The sequence below is a fragment of the Streptomyces sp. NPDC088915 genome, from assembly GCF_044749825.1.
In the GTDB taxonomy this organism is placed as follows: Bacteria; Actinomycetota; Actinomycetes; order Streptomycetales; family Streptomycetaceae; genus Streptomyces.
The window spans coordinates 68435-92941 of record NZ_JBIVIR010000022.1; the positions used below are offsets into that span (position 1 = coordinate 68435).

A 24507-nucleotide genomic window follows, 5' to 3' on the forward strand; every position below is an offset into this window, starting at 1 on the left:
GCCGGTGGGCTCCGTATTCTCTGCGCACGGGGCTCGTGGGCCGGGGGCCCGAGCGGCCGGAGGTGGTGGACAGTGACGACAGCTCCGCACGTCGCCCTGCGCCCCGCGGGCGTGGGGGCGAACCCCGCGCCGGTGGGCCGCGAAGAGCTCCTCGCCCGGCTGGAACGCGCCCTGCACACGCGGGGCCGCGCCCTGCTCACCGGGCCCGCCGGCGTCGGCAAGACCGAGGTCGCGCTCGCCGAGGCGGCCCGTGCCGAGGCGCGCGGCGAGACCGTGCTGTGGCTCGCGTCCCTGCCGTCCGACCGCGAGATACCCGGCGCCTCGGCCGCCGCGCTCGTCGCCTCCGTGGCGGCGACGGTGACCTGGCCCGGGCCCGGTGCCGTCCGTCCCGAACCGTCCGAAGCGCCCGGGTACGGGGCGTCCGTCCCCGTCCTTTCGGCCCTCGGCTCCCCCAGGAGCCCCGGCGGGCCGACCCCCGCCGCGCAGACCGCCGCCGGACACCCCGCCCCGACCGCCGTCGCCGGTGCGCACGCCACGGGGCCGTACACCACCGGCGTGTCCGCCTCCGGGGTCTTCGACGAGCTGCCCGGTCCCCAGCGCACCGCCGTCGCCATGCTCTGCCGCGAGGCGCCGATCGACGCGGACGGCTGGGACACGATCGCGCTGCGCCTCGGCATCGCCCGGATCCTGCGCACCCTGACCTGCCGGGGGCCCGTCCTGCTCGTCGTCGACGGGGTGCAGCACGTGGACCCGGACAGCGCGGACCTGCTGCGGTTCGCCCTCCACCTGGCGCCGCCCGCGCTGCGGGTGGTGGCCGTGGAGACCCCCGAGCCGTACGGGGAGGCCCACGACCCGTACGGCGAGCCCCACCGCTCCGAGGACCCGCACGCCCGCCACCTCTGGGTGCCCTCGGAGGCGGACGTGCTGCGCGTCCCGCCGCTGCACGCCGACGAGATCGCCGAGCTCCTCATCCACCACCGGCTGCCCTCCCGGATGGCCGGCCGCATCCACCGGGCGAGCGGCGGCAATCCGCGGCTCGCGCTCGCGGTGGGCCGTTCGCTGGCCGACGCGCGGACCCCCGTGCACCACGCCGAGGCCCTGACGCTCTCCGGGCGCGCCCGCGACCTGGCCCGCCAGCTCCTGGGCGCCGCGCCCCCCGCCGTACGGGAGACGCTGCTGCTGGCCGCCCTGGCGCTGCGCCCGTCGGCGACGCTGGTGCGCCGGGCCGGGCGGCCCAACGCGGAGGCTGACCTGGCGGCGGCCGAGCGGGCCGACCTGGTGTCGCTGGCCGAGGACGGTTCGGTGACCTTCACCGCGGGTCTGCTGCCCTCCACGCTGGTGCACGACGCCTGCTGGGCCGAGCGGAGCGCCGGGCACGCGGCCCTCGCGGAGGTCGTGGACGACCCCGTGGAGGCCGTGCGGCACCGGGCGCTCGCCACCGACAGTCCGGACGAGGAGCTGGCCGCCGAGGTCGCGGCCGCCGCCGATCTGGCCCGGCGGCGCGGGAACAGCGCGCTCGCCGCCGAACTGGCCCTGCTCGCGGCCGAGTCGACGCCGGGGCGGCACGGGACGCGGCGGATCGCACGGCTCGTCGACGCGGCCGAGGAGGCCGCGCGGGCGGCCCGCGCCGACCTCGCGATGCGGGCCGCGACCGACCTGCTCGCCCGGGACGCCGTGCCCGCCGACCGGGTGCGGGCGCGGCTCGCCGTGCTCGACACGGCGGGGCAGGGCCTGACCGGCCTCGACGAGATGTACGTCCACGCCATGGAGGACTCCGAGGGCGACACCGCCCTGCGGGCCGCTGTGCAGCTCCGGCTCGCCCTCAAGTACGTGCTCGCGGACGGCGATCCGGAGCGCTCGCGGACGGCGGCGGTCGAATCGGCCGCGCTGGCCGCCTCCATCGGCGACCCGCGCACGGCCTCGCAGGCGCTGACCGTGCAGGCGCGGATGGAGCGGGCGCTCGGCTCGCCGGACGCGGAGTCCGTGCTCGACCGGGCGCGGGCCCTGGAGCTGGCCGAGCGCCCGCTCGGCATCCGCAACGCCGCCCAGATCCTGACGATCCGCCACGCCCTGTTCGACGACCGCCTGGTGGAGGCCCGCGACGAGTTGGGCGCGCTCCTGCCGCTGGTGCAGCGGCGCGGCTCCGTCGAGGACGCCATCGAGCTCTTCCGCACGCTGGCCGAGATCGAGTCCCGGATCGGGCCCTGCGCGGCGGCCCTCGCCCACGCCGGGCAGTCCCTCGCCCTCACCCTGGAGGCGGGGCTCTCCCCCGGGCCCGCCTGGTACGCGCTGGCGCTCGCGGAGACGGCGGGCGGCAGCTTCGCGCGGGCCGCGAGCTACGCGCGCCGCAGCGTGCAGGCCTCGGAGGAGGAGGGCGACCGGGTCTTCCTCTCCCGCAGCCGGTACGCGCTCGGCCGGGTCCAGCTGGTCAACGGGGACGTGGCGGCCGCCCTGGAGACCCTGCGGCGGGTCCAGGCCGACGAGCGCGCGCAGTCGACCGTGGACCCGTCGATGCTCCGCTGGCACGAGGAGCTGGCCGAGGCGCTCCTCGCGAACGACGCCGGGGACGAGGCCCTGGCGCTCCTCGCGGAGGTGCGGCCGGTGGCGGAGCGCCTGGGGCGGTCCACGGTCCTGCTCGGCTGCGACCGGGCGCACGCCCTGTGCCTGGCCGCCGAGGGGCGTACGGACGAGGCGGCGGAGCTGCTGACCCGTACGGCCGGGGACTTCGGGCGTGCCGGGCTGCCCCTGGAGCGGGGCCGGGCGCTGATCGCCCTGGCCCGGGTGGAGCGCCGCCGGAGGCGCCGGTCGGCGGCGCAGGCCGCCCTGCACGAGGCGGCGTCGGTGTTCGAGCGGGCCGGGGCGGCGCCGTGGCTGGTCCTGGCGGGCGAGACCCCGGCGGGCGAGGGACCGGCGGGCGGTCCCGGGGCCGAGGAGACCGTTCCCGCGCTCTCCTCCCTGACGGAGGCGGAGCTGCGGCTCGCGCGGCTCGTGGGCCAGGGCGCCAGCAACCAGGAGGCGGCGGCGAAGCTGTACCTGAGCGTGAAGACGGTCGAGGCGCGGCTCACCCGCATCTACCAGAAGCTCGACGTGCGCTCCCGGGCGCAGCTGGCGACGGCGCTCAGGCCTTGAGCTCCGTGGACGCGGTGGACGCGGTGAGGTCCGTGGACGCGGTGAGGTCCGTGAGCGCCGTGGCGTAGGTGCCCCGGGCGGTGGTCCCGTCGGGCCGCTGCCACTCGCCGGTCACCCGGCCCCGGGTGCCGTCGGTCCCGCCGTCCCCGCCCTCTCCGTCGGCCCGCAGAACGCGCCGCACCCGCAGGACGAGCGGTGCGGACGCGCCGGGCCGCCGCACCACCACGTCGGTGTGGTCGGGGCCCTCCTCGACCCGTACGACTCCCACGGGCTCCGCGCCCGTTCCCGTACCGCCCGGGGTGAGCGGCGAGACGGCGACGGTGGGGTCGGGCGCGTCGGACGTGCTCTGGGCCTGCGGCTCGGCGCGGCCGTCGAGCAGGGCGTACAACCGCTCGACGAGGACGGGGTCGTGGGCGCCGTCGTAGACCCAGCGCTTGCCCAGGACGCCGTGCTCGGAGGTGCCGACGAGGGCGTGCTCGGCGCCCGCGAGCGGGTCCGCGCGGTAGGTCAGGGGGACGTGGTGGGCGACCGCGTCCGGGCCGGTGCCCTCGGTCACCACCATGAACTCGATGCCCACCTCGCCCTCGGGGTCGTCGAGCCGGAAGCCTCCCGCCCTGACCGGCCGGGGGCCGTCGGCGCCGGCGGCGTACCAGGGGCGGGTGGGCAGCCACGCGGTGAGCAGCTCCATCTTGGTGGGCTGCATCGTGGTGCGGTGGATGACGGCCATCGTGCGCTTCTCCCTCTCGGTCGGACTTCCCGGATCACCGTACGAGGTCGTGCGGTCGGTCCTCGCGTCCCACTCGCACCACGCCTGATAACGTCACGAATTACTCATTGGTTACCTTTGCGGCACTCGTCCGCGTCCTCGTCCGAACGGGAGCAGGAATGACCGGTGGACCCGAGCCCATCAACGCCGACGCCCGCGCGGAACTGGAGAAGGAGCTCGCCGAGCTGCGCGCCGAGCGCGACTCCGTCGCCGCCACCCTGCGGGACGGCGGCGGCGACCAGACGGGCGACAGGGCCGACCAGGCCGACGAGTTGATGCGCGCCGACGAGGCCGACCGGCTGAACGGGCGGATCCGGGAGGTCGAGGACCGGCTGGAGGAGGCGTCCGTCGCCGCGCCCCCGGCCGCCGGCACGGTCGGCGTCGGCAGCAGCGTGACCGTGCGGTTCGAGGACGGCACCGAGTCCACCGTGCGGATCGCCGAGCCGGCCGACGCACTCGACCCCGGCCTGGTGACCGGCGACAGCCCGCTCGGCAGGGCGCTGCTCGGTCACGGCGCCGGCGACACCGTCACGTACGAGACGCCCGAGGGCCGGCAGACCGCGACCGTGGTCTCGGTCGGCTGACGGCCCGTGCCGGAGGCCGGCGCCACCGGCCGGCTGCGCCGGGCCGCGGGGGGCTCAGCCCGTGACGATGCCGGTGACCAGGTTGATGGTGGTCGCCAGGATGCCGGCCCCGAAGACGTACGACAGCAGGCAGTGGCGCAGGACGATCGCGCGGAGCCCGGCGGTGGAGACGTTGGTGTCCGAGACCTGGTAGGTCATGCCGAGGTTGAAGCTGAAGTAGAGGAAGTCGCTGTACCGGGGCGGTTCCCTGGTGTTGAAGTCGATCCCGCCGCCCGGCTCCGGGACGTAGTAGTGGTACGCGTAGCGGGTGGCGTACATCAGGTGGAGCGCGGCCCAGGCCATGAAGACGCCGCAGAGCGCCGTCGCGGCCGCCGCGTGGCTCAGGTCGGTGCGGCCGACCAGGAGCAGCACGACGATACCGACCAGGCCGGCCAGGGAGGTCGCGACGACGGCGATTTCCTCGACGACGGGCCGGAACTCCTCGCGGCGGACGTTGCGGTGGGTGGTGGCGGCGTCCATGGGCCACAGGACGATCCAGCCGGCGACGACGAAGGCGGTCTCCGCGGCGGCGATGCCGGCGAGGACGCCGAGCGGCGCGTGGGTCGTCACGGCGACGAGGGCGCCGATCGCCGCGCCGACGAGCGCCGACCCGACGAGCCGGGGGACGGCACCGAGCAGCCGGGGGCGCACGGCTCAGGCCTCCGGGAAGACGACGGCGACCGGAGTGCCCGGCCGGTCCGGAAGGGCGGACTGGGGTACGGCCATGACGCTCCTGCCGGAGGACGGCCCCGCGCGACGGGACGAGAAGGACGAGGGGGGCGAGAAAGCCAAGGACACCGCGAGACAGCGACAGCCTAGGCGCATGTGATCCACCGCGCAGCCCGGCGCGGTGCCCCCTCCCGGACCGGGCCACGCACAGCCCGGCGCGGCAGGCTGCCGGGCATGGCCGAGGCGCTCCTGGAGCAGTCCGCGACCGATCCCAAGACCCTGGACCGGGAGTTCGTCGAGCGGCACACCACCGGTTTCGAGGAGTACCGGGCGTTGTGCGAGGCGACTCCGCGGGAGGAGCTGGAGACCCAGTCGGGGCCGAGCCGGGCCGACGTCCCGGAGGCGGCCCGCGTCTGCCGCGAGGCCGACCGCTCGATCATCAGTTGGTGCCTGGGCATCACCCAGCACGAGCACGGCGTCGACGCCGTCCGCGAGATCGTCAACCCGCTGCTGCTCCGGGGAAACCTGGGCCGCGAGGGCGCCGGTCCCTCCCCCGTGCGCGGGCACAGCAACGTCCAGGGGAACCGCACCTGCGGCATCGACCACCACCCCCGTCAGGAGTTCCTCGACCGGCTCGCCGAGGTCTGCGGGATCGACCCGGCCCGCGAGCACGGCAAGGACACGGTCGCCGTCATCAGGGCCATGCGCGACGGGGAGATCGAGGTCTTCGTCGGCATGGGCGGCAACTTCGCGCTCGCGGCCCCGACACCCCGGTCACCCACGAGGCGCTGCGCACCTGCGAGCTGACCGTCCAGGTGAGCACCAAGCTGAACCGCAGCCACGTCGTGCACGGCCGGCGGGCGCTGATCCCGCCCTGCCTCGGCCGGACCGAGAAGGACCACCAGCGCAAGGGGATCCAGAGCACCTCGGTCGAGGACTCGATGAGCATGGTGCGCCTGCCGCTCGGCTTCCGCATCGAGCAGCCCGCCCGCGAGCTGGTCTTCCTCACCGACTCCGGCCGGGCCGAGTTCTCCTCCTCCGCGCTGCCCGACGTGGTGCCCGCCCCCGGCGAGCCGGCCCTGGGCACCCTGCGCTCCCACGACCGGTGGATCACCACGATCCACTCCGACGACGACCGCTACCGGGACGTCAAGAACCTGCGCACGCCCGTCTTCATGAACCGGGCCGACATGCGCGAGCGCGGCATCGCCGACATGGGCCCGGTCGACATCACGAGCACCGCGCGGGACGGCGGCCACCGGCACCTCAACGGCTGCCTCGCCGTCCCGTACGACATCCCCCGGGGGTGCGCGGCCGGCTACATGCCCGAGATGAACGTGCTGTGCGCGCCGGACGACCGCAGCACCCGGAGCGACCGGCCGATCGTGAAGCACGTCCGGGTCACCGTGGTCCCCGCGGGCGCCCCCGCGTGACCGCGTGACGGTACGGGCGCGATGCCGGGGCGCACCCCGCGTCGCGCGCCGCTCCCCGGACGGCTACCGTCGGCGGTCGGGCGGCGTGACACCGCGGCCCCGGGATCCGGCGTCCGGTCCACCGGCCGGAGCCAGAGGGAGGAAGAACCATGGGACGAGTGACCGCGCGGCGGCGCGTCCTGCGCGTGCGGGAGGGAGGGGCCTCCTACCGCCCGGACACGCTGGCCGCCGAGGAGCCGATGGAGATCAGGGTCGGCGGGCGTCCGCTGACCGTGACGATGCGCACCCCGGGCGACGACTTCGACCTGGCGGCCGGGTTCCTGGTGAGCGAGGGCGTGGTGCACGCGGCCGGGGACGTGGCCGGGATCCGGTACTGCGCGGGCGCCACCTCCGACGGCGGCAACACGTACAACGTGGTCGACGTCGTCCTGGCGCCGGGCACGGCCGCCCCCGACGCCTCCCTGGAGCGGAACTTCTACACGACGTCCTCGTGCGGCCTGTGCGGCAAGGCGAGCCTGGACGCGGTGCGCACGACGGCCGCCTGGTCGGTGGCGGAGGACCCGCTGCGGATCGGCACGGAGGTGCTCACGGCCCTTCCCGACCGGCTGCGGGCCGCCCAGCGGGTCTTCGACAGCACGGGCGGGCTGCACGCGGCCGGGCTCTTCTCGGCGGGGGGCGAGCTGCTCTGCTTGCGGGAGGACGTGGGCCGGCACAACGCCGTGGACAAGGTCGTCGGCCACGCCCTGCGGTCGGGCCTGCTGCCGCTGCGCGGGACGGTCCTGATGGTGAGCGGCCGGGCCTCCTTCGAGCTGGTGCAGAAGGCGGTGATGGCGGGGATCCCGATGCTCGCGGCCGTCTCCGCGCCCTCCTCGCTCGCCGTGGACCTGGCGGCGGAGAGCGGACTGACCCTGGTCGGGTTCCTGCGCGGCACGTCGATGAACGTGTACTGCGGGGACGAGCGCCTGGAGACCGTGGCGGTGGCCTGAGACCGGCCACCGCCGGGCGCCCGCGCGGGCGGTCCTACGCCGCCGCGGGGCTCTCCGCGTCCTCGCGGTGGGCGCCGCCCCCGGAGTCGCCCTTGCGGACCGTGCAGTGGATCGAGTCGTCCACCACGTCGGCGACGATCGTGTCGCCGGGTTCGGCGTCACCGCCGAGCAGCAGGGAGGCGACCCGGTTGTCGAGTTCGGTCTGGATGGTGCGGCGCAGCGGCCGGGCGCCGAACGCCGGCTGGTAGCCGTGGGCGACGAGGAGCTTCTTGGCCGCCTCGGTGACCTCCAGGGTCATGCCCTGCGCATGGACGCGGTGCTTGCTGCGGTCCAGGAGGTGGCCGACGATCTCCGACAGGTCCTCCTCGGTGAGACTGTGGAAGACGATGATGTCGTCGATGCGGTTGAGGAACTCGGGCAGGAAGCGTTCCCGCAGGTCCTCCATCAGCCGGTCCTTGAGCTCGGCCGCGTCCCCCCGGTGGTCGAGGATGCGGTGGGCGCCGATGTTGGACGTCATGATGACGACGCAGTGGCGGAAGTCGACCGTGCGGCCCTGCCCGTCGGTGAGGCGTCCGTCGTCGAGGATCTGGAGCAGGGTGTTGAAGACGTCCGGGTGGCCCTTCTCGATCTCGTCGAACAGCACCACGCTGTAGGGCCGGCGGCGGACCTTCTCGGTGAGCTGGCCGGCCTCCTCGTAGCCGACGTACCCGGGAGGCGCGCCGACGAGCCGGGCGACCGTGTGCTTCTCCTGGAACTCGCTCATGTCGAACCGGATCATGCGGTCCTCGTCGCCGAAGAGCAGCTCGGCGAGCGTCTTGGCGAGTTCGGTCTTGCCGACGCCGGTGGGGCCGAGGAAGAGGAAGGAGCCCACGGGGCGGTCGGGGTCGCCCATGCCGGCCCGGTTGCGGCGCACGGCCTCGGAGACCGCCGTGACCGCCTCGGCCTGGCCGACGATCCTGGCGTGCATCTCCTCCTCCAGCCTGAGGAGCTTCTCCTTCTCGCCGGCGGTGAGCTGGGAGACCGGGATGCCGGTACGGCGGGACACGATGTCGGCGATGTCGGCGGCCGTGACGGAGACGACGCCCTCGCGCCGCTCCTCGATGCCCGCGAGCTCGCCCTCGACCTCGGCGATCTGCCGCTTGAGGTCGGAGGCCTTCTCGAACTCCTCGCCCGCGACGGCCTGGTCCTTCTCGCGGCGCAGCTTGGCGAGCCGGTCCTCGCGGCCGACCACCTCGGTGGAGCGGCCGCCGCTGCGCAGCCGCACCCGGGCGCCGGCCTGGTCCATCAGGTCGATGGCCTTGTCGGGCAGGAAGCGGTCGTTGACGTAGCGGTCGGAGAGCTCCGCCGCCGCCGTGAGGGCGCCGTCGGCGAAGCGGACCCGGTGGTGGGCCTCGTACGCGTCGCGCAGTCCTTCGAGGATCTGCACGGTCTCCTCGACGGTCGGTTCCGGGATCAGGACGGGCTGGAAGCGGCGTTCGAGGGCGGCGTCCTTCTCGATGTGCTTGCGGTACTCGTCGATGGTGGTCGCGCCGACCACGTGCAGCTCGCCGCGGGCGAGGGCCGGCTTGAGCATGTTGCCGGCGTCCATCGAGCCCTCGCCGGTGGCGCCGGCGCCGACGACCGTGTGCAGCTCGTCGATGAAGAGGACGATGTCGCCCCGCGCCTCCTGGACGTCCTCGATGACCTTCTTCAGGCGCTCCTCGAACTGCCCGCGGTACTGGGCGCCGGCCACCATCCCGGAGAGGTCGAGGGAGACGACCCGCTTGTCCTTGAGGGTGTCGGGCACCTCGCCCGCCACGATGCGCTGGGCGAGGCCCTCGACGATGGCGGTCTTGCCGACGCCGGGCTCGCCGATGAGGACGGGGTTGTTCTTGGAGCGCCGGGAGAGGATCTCGATGGTCTGCTCGATCTCCTCGGCCCGTCCGACCACGGGGTCGAGCTTCCCGGCCCGCGCCTCCTCGGTGAGGTCCCGGCCGAACTCGTCGAGGGTGGTGGCCGGCTGCTTCGGGGCGGGGGCCGCGCCCTCGCCGCCGAAGGCCGCCCGGTCCGCGGCGCCGCGCAGCTTGGAGACGTCCAGGTCCCCGGCGCGCAGGAAGCGGGAGGCGCCGGAGTCGGGGTCGCCGAGGAGGGCGCCGAGGATGTGCTCGGGGCCGATGTAGGAGACGCCGGCGGCCTGCGAGCGGGCGTGGGCGAGGGCGAGGGTGCGCTTGGCCGCCGGGGTGAGGCCGGGCTCGGAGGAGGGCTCGGCGGACTCCCCGGGCAGCGCCTCGGCGATCCGGTCCGCGAGGGCGTCGGGGTCCACGCCGCCCCGGGCGAGCAGCCCGCGGGAGGGGTCGACCCGGGTGGCGGCCCACAGCAGGTGTTCGGTGTCGAGGTCGGACGTGCCGTCCTCGGCGGCCTTGCGGGTGGCCAGGTTGAGCAGTTCGTGCGAGGACTCCGTGAGCAGCCTTCCGATGGGCACGCGCTGCACGGCCGGGGGCGAGGAGGCCGGCGACATGCCGAAGAACCGGTTCAGCATCTCGCTGAACGGATCGGAGGAACCGAAAGGTGAACCGAACGCCATCGACATGTCTGCTCCAGAGAAGCGTGGGGGGGAATCCCTCTCACTGAAACGCCATGTCCACCGCTCCGCAAACGGACGAACGGGATGTACGGGACCCCGAAACCGGCGCGACCGGAACGTCCGCTGCGCCGGTTCACCCCACGGCCCGAGGGGGCGGTCCGGCTACTCCTCCTCGTCCCACGGCGGCTCGGACTCGTCGAAGTCGAAGGGCGGTTCGTCGTCGTACGGGGCGCCGGACGCGGGCGCGGACGCCGCTTCGGTCCGGGCGGGCGCGGCCGGGGCGGTGGCGGTCGGGGCGGTGGCGGTCGCGGCCGGGGCGTTTTCCGCCGGGGCCGGAGCCGGGTCCTGTCCGGCCGGGGCCGCGGGACCGGCCGCCGCCAGCGTCTCCAGGACGCCTTCCGCGTACTTGGTCAGCTTGGCCTCGCCGACCCCGCCGACGGTGCCCAGCTGCTCGACCGTGGTGGGGCGCAGGGTCGCGATCTCCCGCAGCGTCGCGTCGTGGAAGACGACGTACGCCGGCACGCCCTGCTCGCGGGCGGTCGCGGCCCGCCAGGCGCGGAGCGCCTCGAAGACCGGCACGGCCCCGGCCGGCAGGTCGACCGGCACGCGGGCGCCCTTCCCGGAGCGGCTCCCGGGCTCCTTCCGGGCCGGGGCGACCGTCTTCTCCTTGCGCATCTGGACGGTGCGGCGTCCGCCCAGGACCTCGCCGCTCTGCTCGGTGAGGACGAGCGTCCCGTAGTCCCCCTCGACCGCGATCAGCCCCTGGGCGAGGAGCTGGCGGACGATCCCGCGCCACTCGGGGGTGCCCAGGTCGGAGCCGACGCCGAACACCGAGAGGGCGTCGTGGTCGAACTGGATGACCTTCGCCGTCCGCTTGCCCTGGAGGATGTCGATGATCTGTCCCGCGCCGAACTTCTGGCGCCGCTCCTTGGCGAGCCGCCACACCGTCGACAGCAGCTTCTGCGCGGCGACCGTGCCGTCCCAGGACTCGGCCGGGGTCAGGCAGGTGTCGCAGTTGCCGCAGGGCTCGCCCTTCTGGCCGAAGTACTCCAGGAGGCGCACCCGGCGGCAGTCGACGGTCTCGCAGAGCGCCAGCATGGCGTCCAGGTGCATGGCGAGGCTCCGGCGGTGCTGCTCGTCGCCCTCGGAGGAGTCGATGAGCTTGCGCTGCTGGACCACGTCCTGGAGGCCGTACGCCAGCCACGCCGTGGCCGGTTCGCCGTCGCGGCCCGCGCGGCCGGTCTCCTGGTAGTAGCCCTCGACGGACTTCGGCAGGTCGAGGTGGGCCACGAACCGCACGTCCGGCTTGTCGATGCCCATGCCGAAGGCGATCGTCGCCACCACGACGACCCCGTCCTCGCGCAGGAAGCGGGCCTGGTTCGCGGCACGCGTGCGGGCGTCCATGCCGGCGTGGTACGGCACGGCGTCGACGCCCTGCTCCACGAGGAGCGCGGCGGTCTTCTCGACGGAGGACCGCGAGAGGCAGTAGACGACTCCGGCGTCCCCGGCGTGCTCGGTCCTGATCAGCTCCAGGAGCTGCTTGGTCGGGTTGTTCTTGGGGACGATGCGGTACTGGATGTTCGGCCGGTCGAAGCCGGCGACGAAGTGCCGGGCGTCCTCCAGGCCCAGCCGCTTCGCGATCTCGGCGTGGGTGGCCTCGGTGGCCGTCGCCGTCAGCGCGATCCGCGGCACCTTCGGCCACCGCTCGTGCAGCATGGACAGGGCCAGGTAGTCGGGCCGGAAGTCGTGGCCCCACTGGGCGACGCAGTGCGCCTCGTCGATCGCGAAGAGCGACACCCGGCCCCGGTCCAGGAGCCGCTGCGTGCCCTCGGTCCGCAGCCGCTCGGGGGCCAGGTAGAGCAGGTCCAGCTCGTCCGCGAGGAACGCCTGCTCGACGGCCTGCCGCTCGTACGGGTCCTGCGTGGAGTTCAGGAACCCGGCCCGCACCCCGAGCGCCCGCAGCGCGTCCACCTGGTCCTGCATGAGCGCGATGAGGGGCGAGATCACGATGCCCGTGCCGTCTCTGACCAGGGCCGGGATCTGGTAGCAGAGCGACTTGCCGCCGCCGGTCGGCATCAGCACGAGCGCGTCGCCGCCGCCGACGACCTGCTCGATGATCTCCTGCTGCTCCCCGCGGAAGGAGTTGTAGCCGAAGACACGGTGGAGCACCCGGGCGGGCTCGGAGATCTCTGGGGAAGCGTCGGAGAGGACCATTCGTGAAGCGTATCCGTCCGCGCCGACAGCCCGGTCCCGTCCGTCGCAACCTGTGGAGAACCCGGCCGGCCGGGCCCCGGCGGCCTGTGGAAAACCCGCCCGGGGCCCCCTTCTACCCGTCACCGGCGCAGTTCGGCTCCCTCCCTGGTGTCGTCGAGGAAGCCGCCCGACTGGTGCTGCCACAGCTTGGCGTAGGCGCCCTCCGCGTCGAGCAGCTCCTGGTGCGTGCCCTGCTCGACGACCCGTCCGCGGTCGAGGACGACGAGCCGGTCCATGCCGGCCACCGTGCTCGGCCGGTGGGCGACGACGAGCGCGGTCCGTCCCTCCATAAGGCGCCACAGCGCCTCCTGGACGAGGATCTCGCTCTCGGAGTCCAGGGCGCTGGTGGCCTCGTCGAGGAGGATCGGGGCGTCGCGCAGGATCGCCCGGGCGAGGGCGACCCGCTGGCGCTGGCCCCCGGAGAGCTTCACGCCCCGCTCGCCCACCATGGTGTCGAAGCCGTCGGGGAGCCCGTCGACGAACTCCGTGACGTGCGCCGCCCCGGCCGCGCGCCGGATCTCGGCGTCGGTGGCGCCCGGCCGGGCGAAGGCGATGTTGTCCCGCAGGCTCCGGTGGGACATCGCCGGGTCCTGCGGGACGTAGGCGATCATGCTCCGCAGGTCGGCCCGGCGCAGCCGGCCGATGTCCTGCCCGCCGACGAGGACCCGGCCGCCGTCGACGTCCGTCATCCGCAGCAGCAGCCGGGTGAGGGTGGTCTTGCCCCCGCCGGACCTGCCGACGAAGCCGATCTTCGCCCCGTCGGGCACGTCCAGGTCGAGCCCCTCGAAGAGGGGCTTCGCGCCCGCGTGGGCGAAGGTGACCTTCTCGAAGCGGACGCCGGCGCCCCGGGGCTCCAGCGGCTCCGGGTCCTCCGGGTCGAGCACGGTGGGCGGTTCGAGGAGCAGTTCGGTGAACTGCCCGGCCTCCGTCATCGCGCTCTCCAGGCGCCGGTAGGTTGCCCATGATCGAGAAGATCAGCGTGTCGACGAACACCTCGAAGCGGGAGGCGAAGCCGAGGACCCGCTTGGTCAGCGATCCGGCGAAGTTGTCGTGGAAGAACGAGGTGTCCTTGGCGAACAGCTCGTCCATGCCGACGACGTACAGGTGCTCGATGCCCCGGGCGTCGAGGCGGTTCAGACAGTGCGGTCCGACGCGCCACAGCGCCTCGCCGAGCAGCAGCACGCCGGCGAACCCGAGGACGTACGGAAGGTGCGCGCCGATGCCTCCGGCGTCGGCGCCGTCCCCGGCGACCCGTCCGACGAGCTTGGCGACGACGAGCGGTGCGACGTAGAAGAGGCCGATGTTGCCGAGCGCCGGCAGCAGCATGGCCGGAGCGGTCAGCCGCCGCAGACGGAGCAGCTCCCGTCCGTAGTGGCGCAGCGCGAGGAGGACCGAACCCTTGGAGGGCAATCCTTCATGATTTTCGGGTGATCCCATGCCGCACCCCCTTTCTGCCGTACGGAAGGCAGGAAAGGGGAGTTTTCCGTGCAAATGCCTCCGGGGTCCACGTGTTCTTTCGGCATCCCTCGGGGGTCTTCGGCGGCCGGGGCAACCCGCCGCGCCCGGGCCGCGTCCTTCCGCACAGGACCCGACGCCACCCGGCGGCCACCGACCCAGGAGCCAGGACACCCCATGAGCGACAAGGCCCGGACCCTCTTCGACGCGCTCGACCTCGACCGGGACGGGGCGCTGACGCGTACCGAGGTCATCAACGCCCTGCGGTCCGAGGGCCCCACGCTCGCCGCGCGGGGCGTGATCCCCTTCTGGGGCGTGGGGACCGACGCCGACTCCTCGGCCCTGTTCGACGAGGCCGACCTGAACGGCGACCGGGTGCTGTCCTTCGAGGAGTTCGCGACGCTGGTGAACCGGCGCTTCGGCTGGTGACCCCGGGCCCCCGCACAGGCCCCGCCCGGACGCGCGAACGGCACCGCGCGGAGGGCGCGGTGCCGGTGCGGGGGCCGGTGAGGGCCGGGGGAACGGGTCGGACCGGGTCAGACGGAGACGGCGGGGAGCACCCCGGTGACCGGCGCGGCCAGGTCGGTGAGCTGGTGGAGCTGCTGCAGGTCGTGGATCCGCTGGAGCCCGCCCAGCTGCTCGGAGATGCCGGGGAGCTGCGCGGCCTCCTCCTCGGGGAGACCGGTCGCGGCGAGGGAGTCGAGCTCCGTGACCGGGTTGATCGGCGGGCCGAGCGGACCGGCGGCGGGGGCGGCGCTCGCCGCGGACGCGCCCAGGCACGAGAAGGCGGCGGCGACGGCGAGGACGGAGGAGATGCGTCGTGCTGAGGTCATGCCCCCACCAACGCGTCCGGCCCGCCGGCGGTCACGGTCGCCCCCGTTCCCACCGCCCGAACGGGGGCCCGCGGCAGAAGTCGAAGGGCGGGGAAAGCGAAGGTCACCCGTGCGCGGAAGGTGAGGAGGAAGCCCTCTCACGACAAGTCCGGTGGACGGGATCGGATCCGGACGGTTGACGCGCGGGATCCGGGGAACCCGCCTAATGTGACCGAAGTACCCTAGTCAACCAGAAAAGGGGCATAGCAGTCATGGGTGAGAGCCACGTGGACAAGGCCAAGGGCAAGCTCAAGGAGGCCGCCGGCAAGGCGACCGGAAACGAGCGCCTCAAGAGCGAGGGTCAGGCGGACCAGGCGAAGGGTCAGGCCCGCAAGGTGGGCGAGAAGGCCCGGGGGAAGGCCGAGGGCGTTCGCGACTCCCTCAAGCGCGACGACTCCTAGGGCTCGCACCTCCGAAACGCTCGGGCCGCCGTACCGCGCTCTGGAGGACGGCCCGAACAGCGGAAGGACCGCCCGGCACCCGCCGGGCGGTCCTCCTCGCGTCTCCGGGGCCTCCGCCGGTACGGATCCTCAGGGGGTCGTCCGTACGGGGAAGCTGAAGGCGTGCCCCTGCTGCTTGAGCCACGGCAGCACCTGCCGCAGCGCCGCGACGGTCTGGCCGCGGTCGCCGCCGCCGTCGTGGAAGAGGATGGTCGGGCCGTTGGACAGCTCGTTCTTGACCGTGTTCACGATCGAGGCCGTGCCGGGCAGCTCGAAGTCCTTGGTGTCCACGTTCCAGCCGAGCGGCCGCATGCCGGCCGCGGCGGCGATCCGCCGGCTGTCCGGGGTGAAGGCGCCGCCCGGCGCCCGGTAGTACTCGACCTTCGCTCCCCCGGCCGCGTCCTCGATCATCTTCTTCGCGTCCAGGATCTGCCGCTTCTGGTACGCGACGGACTTCTTGTCCATCGAGGTGTCGTGGGAGATCGTGTGGTCGCAGAGCCGGTGCCCGTCCGCGACGACCTTCTTGACCAGCTCGGGGTGCCGCTTCGCCTCGGGTCCCACCATGCAGAAGACGGCCTTGACGCCGTTCTCCTTCAGGATGTCCAGCATCTGGGGCGTCCAGCGCGGGTCGGGCCCGTCGTCGATCGTGATGTTCACCGCCGTGCCGCCCGCCTCGGCATCGTGCGCGATGCTCTCCGGCGTCTTCTTCGGCGGCGCCTGCGCGGGCCCCTCGGCGTCCCCGGACGGCGACTGTCCGGCCGTCGGCCGCCCGCCCCCCGCGCTGGCCTCGGCCTCCGTCTGCGTGACGGCACTGGCCGCCCACACCGCCAGGCTGAGTCCGACCGCGGAGGCGACCACGGCTATGTGCGCTGTGTACTTGTTCCGCCCCATGGAATTGTCCACTCCCCGTTGTTCCAGGTCCTTCTCCCGGGTGAGAGGACGGTACAAGCGGCGAGAAGGTTTCACCCAAACGGCGGGACTTGCGTCCCGGAAGCGGAGGACGCACGTCCCTGCACCGGCAGGACGTACGGCCCCCGGCCCGAAGGGCCGTACGTCCCTCCGGGTCGGCGCGCGCGTCCCCCTCCGTGGTTTCCCGTCGTCCGCCCGGCCGTTGCCGGGCGACCCGCCGACGGTGCCGAAAATCGGCCCCCTGGCCGGGAGCGACCGGTGTCCGGCCGGCGCGGCCGGCCCGCCGGGCGCGCGGAACTGCCGCGTACGCGCCAATGGTGTAGCCCACGCCGTGGAGAGGCGCCGGGAGCAGGACCGGCCGGCGGCGCGGGGTCGCACCCGCTGCGGCGTGCGCGGATGCGATCGTCCCGGGCCCCTCACGGTTCCCCCGCGGCTCCTTCACGGGAAGCGCGCTTTCGGCCGCCGGGCGCCCGAGCCGCCCGCGCGGGGGCAGACGCCGGGCCGCGGCCGTCCCTAGCCTCCCGGGCCATGCGATCCCACCTCACGAGACGCCTGGGTCTCACCGCCGTCCTCGCCCTCTTCCTCGCCGTGTTCGGCCTGGCCCCGGCCGCGAGCGCCTCCGCGTCGCTCGCCCCCGCCGAGCTGTCGTTCAGCACCGACGCCGCCACGACCACCCCCGGCGGCACGGTGAACCTGTCCATGACGCTGACGAACAACAAGACCCACGACATCTGGTTCGTCTACCAGACGATCGACCCGACCTGGCTGACCACCCAGCGCCCGGACCTGAAGTACTCCTTCACCGGCTGTTCGCTCGTCGGTCCCGGCGGCAGCACCCCCTGCGCCGGCACCGGCCCCGCCAATCTCGGCGGCAACTACGGGACCACCGTGCCGCCCGGCCAGAGCAGGACCGTGACCCTGACCCTCCAGGTCGCCGCCGACTCCGGCTGCAACGGCAACATCGGCTTCTACTCGTACTTCTACGCCGAGTTCAGCGACAGCTCCAGCGTGAGCGGCGGTCCGGTCTACACGCCCGAGACCCGCGTCCTCTGCGCCTGACGGTCCGACGGCCGGGTGGGGGGAGCGTCCGAAAACAGACCCGACCCCGCCCGACCCACCGGTCTACACCAATGGTGGTCGCCTCGGCGGCCTCCCGGTCCACCGGCGCCCCTCCACCTTCCGCCACCTGGGCTCCGCCTCCCGGGCGCGAGGAGTGACCGGGCCCCGGGGCGAGTTCCGAACCGATCGTCACACCGGAACCACCGCCTCGGACGCCCGCGCTTTTCCGCCACCTTTCGCGACGGGACCACAAAAGCTCCACAGATACCTCACCATTTGACGCGACGGACGCGTGGACGACCGGCCTTCGAGGGGGATGCCGGCGTCCACGAGGGGGTGCGTCCGCTCCTCGGAGCCGTACCCACCCCTGCTCCGGGAGGGGACACCACCGCATGAAGCGGCTCATAGGCACCACCCTGTTCACCACGGGCGCGCTCGTCGCCGCCCTCGCCCTGCCGGGTGCCCCGGCGCAGGCGGTCGAACCGGAACCGCGCATCGACCTGCGGGTCCTCGTCGTGACCGACGGCGGCCCGGCCACCGAGGCCATCGCCGCCGAACTGGACGCCGCGGGAACGCCGTACACGAAGGTCGACCTCAACCGCGCCGACCGGCCCGTCATCGACGCCGGCTACCTCGCGGACACCGTGGGCGACCGGAACCGGGCCAAGTTCCAGGCCGTCGTGCTGCCGAACGACAACCCGTTCCCGGCCGGCTCCGCGGAGATGACCGCGCTCGCGAACTACGAGCGGACCTACGACATCCCGCAGGTCGACGCGTACACCTACGCCCGGCCCGAGGTCGGCCTCCAGTACGCCGTCTACGGCGGGTACGCGGGGAGCCTCGACGGAGTGCGGGCGCAGACGACCGCCGCCGGGCTCTCGGGGCCGTTCGGCTACCTCGAAGGGGCCGTGCCCTTCGAGGACAACTCGCCTGCGGTGGGAGAGAGTTACGCCTACCTGTCGACCCCGGCGACGGGCGCGGACTTCACCCCGTACGTCGATGCCGCGATACCCGGGACGACCAAGCGCGGGTCCCTGGTCGGCGAGTACCGGCACGACGGGCGCCGCGAGCTGGTCGTCACCTTCGTCTACAACCAGTACCAGCAGCAGTTCCGCCTCCTCTCCCGCGGCATCGTGGAGTGGATGACCGGCGGGACGCACCTGGGCTCCTCCCGGAACTACTTCGCCGTCCACGTCGACGACGTGTTCGCGGCGGACGACCGCTGGAACTCCACGCTCAACTGCACGCCCGGCGACGTGGACTGCACCGACCCCAGCGCGGTGCCGGACCCGATCCGCATGACGGCCGCCGACGTGGACCACGCCGCCTCCTGGCAGACCTCCCGCGGCTTCACCCTGGACATGGCGTACAACGCCGCCGGCACCGTCGACTTCCGCGCGGACAACAACGGCGCGGACCCGCTGGCCGACCGGTTCGTCGCGAAGCGCAACGACTTCCGCTGGATCAACCACACCTACACGCACGCCTTCCTCGGCTGCGAGCAGAACACGAGCGTGGTGCCGTGGCAGTGCGCCACCCACCCGAACGGCTCGATCAAGTGGGTCTCCCGGCAGAGCGTCTCCGACGAGATCGCGCTCAACCGCGTGTGGGGCCAGACCGCCGGACTCCCGCTGCAGAACGACGAGCTGGTCACCGGCGAGCACTCCGGGCTGCGCGTCCTCCCCCAGCAGAACGTCGACAACCCCAACCTGGGGCCGGCCCTCGGCGACAACGGCATCGGCTGGCTGGGCTCGGACAACTCCCGCGAACCCGGCCAGCGCCAGGTCGGCACGGCCACCACGGTCCCCCGCTACCCGATGAACGTCTTCTACAACGCGGGCCGGGCGGCCGAGCAGGTCGACGAGTACAACTGGATCTACACCAGCCGCGCGCAGGGCGGCAGCGGGATCTGCGAGGACAACCCGGCCACCACCACCTGCCTGGCCGCCCCGCTCGACCCCGCCACCGGCTACACGGGCCACATCGTGCCCCTGGAGCGGCAGATCGCGCTGGGCCACGTCCTCGCCAACGACCCCAAGCCGCACTTCATCCACCAGTCGAACCTGGCCGAGGACCGCATCGCCTACCCGGTCCTGGACGGCGTCCTCGACGCGTACGACGCGCTGTTCGCCCCGAGCACCCCGGTGGTGAACCTGCGGATGAAGGACATCGGCCAGGAGCTCCGGCGGCGCTCCGCCTGGCGCACGGCCGTCCAGAGCGGCCAGGTCACCGCGTACCGCATCGGCGCGACGGTGACCGTCGAGGGCCCGAGCGGCACGACGGCCCCGGTGACCGTGCCCGAGGGCACCGTGCGCTCCGGCTCCGCCTTCGGCGAGGCGTACGCGGGCGGGCGCTCCGGCTGGACGTCCCTCACGGGCACGTCGCTGGCCCTGGAGCTGCCCTCCGTCCAGGCCCTGCGGGCGGACGGTCCCGCTCCGGCCCGGGTCGCGGCTCCGGCTCCGGCCGCCCGGGTCCCCGCGGGCGTGGCCGAGCCGGTCACCCCCGGCGCGAACGGCTGACCGCCGCACCTCCGGCGCCGGCCCCGTACGGGCGGCGAGGTCCCGACCGCCCACCGGCGGCCGGGACCGGCACGACCACTCCCACCACGGCCGTGGAGTCCACACCCATGCACGTACACCGCGCCGCACGGCGCTCCGGCGCCCCGCGCGTCACCCTTCTGACCGAAGGCACCTACCCCCACAGCCACGGGGGTGTCAGCGTCTGGTGCGACCAGCTCGTCACCGGCATGCCGGACGTCGACTTCGACGTCCTCGCCGTCACCGGCTCCGGCCGCGAGCCGCTCGTCTGGGACCTGCCGCCCCACGTCTCCCGCGTCCTGTCCGTCCCCATGTGGGGCCCGGCGCCGGAGGGCCGGCCGCCCCGCGGCAGGGCCGGCAGACGGCTGGCCGACGCCTACGAGAAGTTCCTGACGGCGCTGCTCGACCCGGGCGCCGAGGCCGGCTTCGGCCCCGCCCTGTACGCCCTCGCGCACGCCGCGGGGGACGGTCTGCTCAGCCCGTTCCTGCGGAGCGACGCCGCGATCGCGGTGCTCACCTCCGTGTGGCGGCGGCCGGGGCTCGCCGTGCGGGAGGCCGGGCCGACCGTGCACGACGCGCTCACCGCCACGGCCCTGCTCGAACACGCGCTGCGGCCGCTGTCCGCGCCGCCGCCCGCGGAGGGGGTCGCGCACGCCGTCAGCGGCGGGGTGGCCGTCCTTCCGGGCCTCGCCGCCCTCGAACGGAACGGGGTGCCGCTGCTGCTCACCGAGCACGGCGTGTACCTGCGCGAGCGCTACCTCGGCTACCGCACCGCCCCCTACCGCTGGCCGGTGAAGGCCGTGATCCTGGGCTTCTTCCGGCTGCTGGCGGAGGAGAGCTACCGCCGGGCGGCCCTGATCACCCCGGGCAACCGCTACAACCGGCTGTGGGAGGAGGAGGGCGGCGCCGACCCCGAGGCGATCCGCACCGTCTACAACGGCGTCGACCCCGCCGCCTTCCCGCCCGCGGGCCCCGAGCCGGACGCCCCCACCCTGAGCTGGGCCGGGCGCGTGGACCCGATCAAGGACCTGGAGACCCTGATACGCGCCCTCGCCCTGGTCCGGGAGCGGATGCCCGCCGTCCGGCTGCGGCTCTTCGGCGGCACGCCCCGGGGCGGAGAGGCCTACCGGGAGCGCTGCGAGGCCCTGGCGGCCGAGCTCGGCCACGCGGACGCCGTCACCTTCGAGGGACGCGTCGACGACATCAAGGACGCCTACGCGGCCGGCAACGTCGTGATGCTGTCCAGCATCAGCGAGGGCTTCCCGTTCACCCTGATCGAGGCGATGTCGTGCGGGCGCGCGACCGTCTCCACCGACGTCGGCGGGGTCCGGGAGGCCGTCGGCGACACCGGGCTCGTGGTGCCGCCGCGCGATCCGGCCGCGATGGCGGACGCCGCGCTCGCGCTCCTCGGCGACGCCGCCCGGCGCCGGGCGATGGGCGAGGCGGCCCGGCTGCGGGTGATCGAACGGTTCACCCTCCGGCAGACCGTCGACACCTTCCGCGCGATCTACCACGAACTGGCCGCCGGCGGACGGCGGTCGGAGCCCGTCCGGATCGTGCTGCCCGTCCCGGTGGCCAGCGGCACGGGGAGCCTCGCCGGATGAGCGGCCCGATGTTCCTCGAACCCGGCGGGGCCGAGCAGGACACGCTCGCCATCCGCCTGGCCGTGCCGCGCCCCCGTCGTTTCCTGGACGACGCGACGCTCGCGATCCGGCTCCCCTCGAAGGGCCCCGACGAGGAGGCGGTCAGCGCGCTCGCCGCCGAACTCGCCGACCGCGTCGGCCCGGCCGTCCACCCCTACGAGGTGGCCGCGCTCCTGGAGGCGGACGGCCTGTCCGCCTCCGTGATCAAGGAGCGGTACGGCCACCCCACCCTGTTCTCGCTGGCGGCGGCGCTGTACGAGCGGGTGCCCCGGGCGTTCCCCGAACCGGCCGCGCCGCCCGACCCGTGGCGGCCGGACACGGTCCGGTGCCTGCTGCGCGGCGTGCTGTTCGCGCTCCCGGCCCTGGCCTATCTGCTCACCGGCCCGCTGTGGCGGATCGACGAGCACGCCCCCGTCCTGATCACGGCGGGCGTCGTCTCCTGGGCGTGGGGGCAGGGGCTCGGGCACCGGGCGCACCTGCGGCTCACCACGGGGCGGCGGGAGGCGTCGCGCACGCTGCTCGCCGGTTCCCTGCTCGGGGCGTGCGTGGCCACGGGCCTCGCCGCGATCCCCGCCGGGGGCGGCCCGGCCACCGTCGCGGCGGCGGCCCAGTCGCTGTACCTGGCGGCGGCGGGCGTCCTGCTCGTGCTCGGCCGGGAGCGGCTGCTGCTCGCCGCGCTCAGTCCGCTGATCGCCGGCGCCGCGGCCCTGCCCTGGTGGGAGCCCGGCACCCTGCTGCGGCTCACCTTCCCGCTGCTCGCGCTCCTCGCCACGCTCGCCGTCGCCCTGCGGGTCCTGGCCTCCGGCCTCGGCGCCCCGGCAGCCGAGGGCCCGCGCCCCAAGCTGCGCGGCTCCGTGCCGTACGGCCTGTTCGGGCTCGCGGCGGCGGTGCTCGTGACCCTGGAGGGCCGCCAGGACGCGTACGCGGTCATCGTCCTGACGCTGAGCATGGGCCCGGCGGAGTGGCTGCTCTACCGCTACCGGGGCTGGTCGGTCGCCGCGCTGCGCGCCAGCGCGACCCCCGGGGCGTTCCTGCTCCGCTCCTCCGGCGTCCTCGCCCTCTGTCTCGTCTGCTACCTGCTGCTCCTGCTGGTCCCCGCGCTGCTCCTGGGATCCGGGCCGGTCGCGCTGCTCTCCCTCGCGGCGGTGCTGTGGGCCGCCCTCCTGCTCCAGGCGTTCGGCGTGGCCTGGCCGCCGGCGGTGGTCTGTCTGGCGACCGCCGCGGGCGCCGTGCTCATCACCCGGGCGGACCTGCCCGACGGGTCCGCCGTGCTGCCGTCGGTCTGCGCCGCGGCCGCGGTCTGCCTGGCGGCCTGTGTCGTCGCCCTCCTGGGCCGGCCGTCCCCGCACGTCTGACGGGCCGCCCGCCGCTCGTCACGCACGACCACCACCCCGTCTGTTCCTGTCGAAAGGACCGAAGAGTTGACCTCCGCACCGCTCGCCGCCGTCACCGGGGCCGAAGGGTTCATCGGCTCGCACCTCACGGAGGCGCTCGTCGCCTCCGGCCACCGGGTCAGGGCCATGGCCCAGTACAACTCGTTCTCCTCGTACGGCTGGCTGGAGACCCTCTCCCCCGAGGTCCTCGACCAGGTGGAGATCGTGCTCGGCGACGTCCGCGACCCGGGTTCGGTGCGCGGCCTGCTCGACGGCGCCGACTGCGCGTACCACCTGGCCGCGCTCATCGCGATCCCGTACTCCTACCAGGCGCCGCACAGTTACGTGGACACCAACGTGACCGGCACCCTCAACGTCCTCGAAGCCGTGCGCGCCCTGGGCACGCCCCGGCTGGTGCACACCTCGACCAGCGAGACGTACGGCACGGCGCAGACGGTCCCGATCACCGAGGACCACCCCATCAACACCCAGTCCCCGTACGCCGCTTCGAAGGCGGGCGGCGACCGGCTCGCGGACAGCTACCACGCCAGCTTCGGCACCCCCGTGGTGACGCTCCGCCCGTTCAACACCTTCGGCCCCCGGCAGTCGATGCGGGCCGTGATCCCCACCGTCATCGGCCAGGTGGCGGCCGGGGAGCGCACCCTCACCCTCGGGGACCTGCGCCCCACCCGGGACTTCACCTACGTGAAGGACACCGCCCGGGCGTTCCTCGCGGTGGGCACGGCCCCGGCGGAGGACGTCGTGGGCCGCACCTTCAACGCGGGCACCGGCGGGGAGATCTCCGTCGGCGACCTGGTCGCGCTGATCGGGAAGGTCATGGACACCCCGCTCGACGTCCGCGAGGACGCGGCCCGGCTGCGGCCGGCCGACTCCGAGGTGATGCGGCTGGTCGCGGACGCGTCCCGGCTGACCGCGGCGACCGGCTGGCAGCCGGACCACTCCCTGGAGGAGGGCCTCGCGCGGACCGCCGAGTGGTTCACCGACCCCGCCAACCTGGCCCGCTACAAGACCGGCATCTACAACATCTGACCCGTCCGGCACGTCCCGCAGGAGGTATGCCATGCACGCTGTGATCCTGGCCGGTGGAAAGGGCGTCCGGCTGCGGCCGTACACCACCGCCCTGCCCAAGCCGCTCGTCCCCATCGGCGACCAGCACGCGATCCTGGAGATCGTGCTGCGCCAGCTCTCCCAGGCCGGCTTCACCCACTGCACCCTCGCCATCGGACACCTCGGCGAGATCATCCGCGCCTACGTGGGCGACGGTTCGCAGTGGGGCCTGAGCATCGACTACGCCACCGAGGAGAACCCGCTCGGCACCATGGGTCCGCTGCTCAACCTGCGGGACCGGCTGCCGGAGCACTTCCTCGTCATGAACGGCGACGTGCTCACCGACCTCGACTACGCCGACGTGCTGCGCCGGCACGAGACGTCGGACGCGCCGCTGACCATCGCCACGTACGCCCGCAAGGTGCACATCGACTTCGGGGTGCTGACCACCGACGACAGCCGGGTGGTGGCCTTCACCGAGAAGCCCAGCATCGACTACCGGGTGTCCATGGGGGTGTACGGCGTCTCCCGGAAGACCCTCGACGCCTACACCCCGGGGCTCCCCCTCGGCTTCGACGAGCTGGTGCTCGACCTGCTCGCCGCCGAGACGCCCCCGCACGCCTACGACTTCGACGGCTACTGGCTGGACATCGGCCGTCCCGACGACTACGACCGGGCCAACGCGGAGTTCACCAGCCGCAAGTCCCTCCTGCTCAAGGGAGCCTGAAC

The 24507-nt window shown here is 74.0% G+C and carries 17 protein-coding genes and 2 pseudogenes; 12 read left to right on the forward strand and 7 right to left on the reverse strand.

The annotated features are described in order from the left end of the window. The first annotated feature begins 72 nt into the window (after positions 1 to 72). Entirely contained in the window at positions 73 to 3129 is a 3057-nt protein-coding gene (locus ACIP5O_RS32255) for an AAA family ATPase (RefSeq protein WP_401299927.1), read from the forward strand. Here ACIP5O_RS32255 and ACIP5O_RS32260 read toward each other — a convergent pair. Continuing rightward, positions 3119 to 3856 (reverse strand): 1,4-alpha-glucan branching protein, encoded by a 738-nt coding sequence (locus ACIP5O_RS32260; protein WP_401299929.1) that lies wholly within the window; start codon positions 3854 to 3856, stop codon positions 3119 to 3121. The genes ACIP5O_RS32255 and ACIP5O_RS32260 overlap by 11 nt on opposite strands. Positions 3857 to 4014: 158 nt before the next feature. On the opposite strand from ACIP5O_RS32260, the gene ACIP5O_RS32265 reads away from it, so the two are divergent. Continuing rightward, entirely contained in the window at positions 4015 to 4479 is a 465-nt protein-coding gene (locus ACIP5O_RS32265; RefSeq protein WP_401299932.1) for a GreA/GreB family elongation factor, read from the forward strand. A gap of 54 nt (positions 4480 to 4533) precedes the next feature. Here ACIP5O_RS32265 and ACIP5O_RS32270 read toward each other — a convergent pair whose 3' ends face one another. Continuing rightward, complete coding sequence (locus ACIP5O_RS32270) at positions 4534 to 5169, reverse strand: DUF1345 domain-containing protein (protein ID WP_401299935.1); 636 nt, start codon at positions 5167 to 5169, stop codon at positions 4534 to 4536. A 243-nt stretch (positions 5170 to 5412) separates the two neighbouring features. Between ACIP5O_RS32270 and ACIP5O_RS32275 the strand changes: the two are divergent. Together ACIP5O_RS32275 and fdhD are read left to right on the forward strand one after the other, a co-directional pair. Next, positions 5413 to 6620: pseudogene (locus tag ACIP5O_RS32275) on the forward strand (formate dehydrogenase); the annotation flags it as partial. A 149-nt stretch (positions 6621 to 6769) separates the two neighbouring features. Then, a complete protein-coding gene (gene fdhD / locus ACIP5O_RS32280) occupies positions 6770 to 7606 on the forward strand; it encodes a formate dehydrogenase accessory sulfurtransferase FdhD (protein ID WP_401299938.1) in 837 nt (278 codons plus the stop codon). Positions 7607 to 7640: 34 nt separating this feature from the next. On the opposite strand, the gene ACIP5O_RS32285 is transcribed toward fdhD, so the two are convergent. The 3 genes and pseudogenes from ACIP5O_RS32285 to ACIP5O_RS32295 form a co-directional block, all read right to left on the reverse strand. After that, the gene (locus ACIP5O_RS32285; RefSeq protein ID WP_401299941.1) at positions 7641 to 10175 is read right to left on the reverse strand and encodes an ATP-dependent Clp protease ATP-binding subunit; all 2535 of its coding nucleotides are present in this window, start codon (positions 10173 to 10175) and stop codon (positions 7641 to 7643) included. A 156-nt stretch (positions 10176 to 10331) separates the two neighbouring features. After that, positions 10332 to 12383: a DNA helicase RecQ gene (gene recQ, locus ACIP5O_RS32290; RefSeq protein ID WP_401299944.1), complete on the reverse strand. Its 2052-nt coding sequence runs from the start codon at positions 12381 to 12383 to the stop codon at positions 10332 to 10334. A gap of 119 nt (positions 12384 to 12502) precedes the next feature. Beyond that, a pseudogene (locus ACIP5O_RS32295) lies at positions 12503 to 13748 on the reverse strand (ABC transporter ATP-binding protein). Between the two features lie 306 nt (positions 13749 to 14054). On the opposite strand from ACIP5O_RS32295, the gene ACIP5O_RS32300 reads away from it, so the two are divergent. After that, entirely contained in the window at positions 14055 to 14306 is a 252-nt protein-coding gene (locus ACIP5O_RS32300; RefSeq protein WP_356545737.1) for an EF-hand domain-containing protein, read from the forward strand. Positions 14307 to 14413: 107 nt separating this feature from the next. Here ACIP5O_RS32300 and ACIP5O_RS32305 read toward each other — a convergent pair whose 3' ends face one another. Continuing rightward, a complete protein-coding gene (locus ACIP5O_RS32305) occupies positions 14414 to 14710 on the reverse strand; it encodes a hypothetical protein (protein WP_401299947.1) in 297 nt (98 codons plus the stop codon). Between the two features lie 251 nt (positions 14711 to 14961). Between ACIP5O_RS32305 and ACIP5O_RS32310 the strand changes: the two genes are divergently transcribed. Continuing rightward, on the forward strand, positions 14962 to 15150 hold the full coding sequence (locus ACIP5O_RS32310) for a CsbD family protein (protein WP_401299949.1): 189 nt from the start codon (positions 14962 to 14964) through the stop codon (positions 15148 to 15150). Between the two features lie 129 nt (positions 15151 to 15279). Here the strand turns inward: ACIP5O_RS32310 and ACIP5O_RS32315 are convergent, their stop codons facing one another. Next, positions 15280 to 16080, reverse strand: a complete 801-nt coding sequence (locus ACIP5O_RS32315) for a polysaccharide deacetylase family protein (RefSeq protein WP_401299952.1) — start codon at positions 16078 to 16080, stop codon at positions 15280 to 15282. A gap of 546 nt (positions 16081 to 16626) precedes the next feature. Between ACIP5O_RS32315 and ACIP5O_RS32320 the strand changes: the two genes are divergently transcribed. The 6 genes from ACIP5O_RS32320 (at position 16627) to ACIP5O_RS32345 (ending at position 24505) form a co-directional block, all read left to right on the forward strand. Beyond that, complete coding sequence (locus ACIP5O_RS32320) at positions 16627 to 17157, forward strand: hypothetical protein (protein WP_356545745.1); 531 nt, start codon at positions 16627 to 16629, stop codon at positions 17155 to 17157. 392 nt (positions 17158 to 17549) lie between these two features. Continuing rightward, on the forward strand, positions 17550 to 19676 hold the full coding sequence (locus ACIP5O_RS32325) for a hypothetical protein (protein ID WP_401299954.1): 2127 nt from the start codon (positions 17550 to 17552) through the stop codon (positions 19674 to 19676). 107 nt (positions 19677 to 19783) lie between these two features. Beyond that, positions 19784 to 21298 (forward strand): GT4 family glycosyltransferase PelF, encoded by a 1515-nt coding sequence (gene pelF / locus ACIP5O_RS32330; protein WP_401299957.1) that lies wholly within the window; start codon positions 19784 to 19786, stop codon positions 21296 to 21298. Then, positions 21295 to 22692, forward strand: coding sequence for a hypothetical protein (locus ACIP5O_RS32335; RefSeq protein WP_401299960.1), 1398 nt, complete (start codon positions 21295 to 21297; stop codon positions 22690 to 22692). The genes pelF and ACIP5O_RS32335 overlap by 4 nt, the downstream gene beginning before the upstream one ends. A gap of 66 nt (positions 22693 to 22758) precedes the next feature. Further along, positions 22759 to 23760: a GDP-mannose 4,6-dehydratase gene (locus ACIP5O_RS32340; protein WP_365540268.1), complete on the forward strand. Its 1002-nt coding sequence runs from the start codon at positions 22759 to 22761 to the stop codon at positions 23758 to 23760. Between the two features lie 31 nt (positions 23761 to 23791). Beyond that, positions 23792 to 24505, forward strand: a complete 714-nt coding sequence (locus tag ACIP5O_RS32345) for a nucleotidyltransferase family protein (protein ID WP_365540269.1) — start codon at positions 23792 to 23794, stop codon at positions 24503 to 24505. Positions 24506 to 24507: the final 2 nt, after the last annotated feature.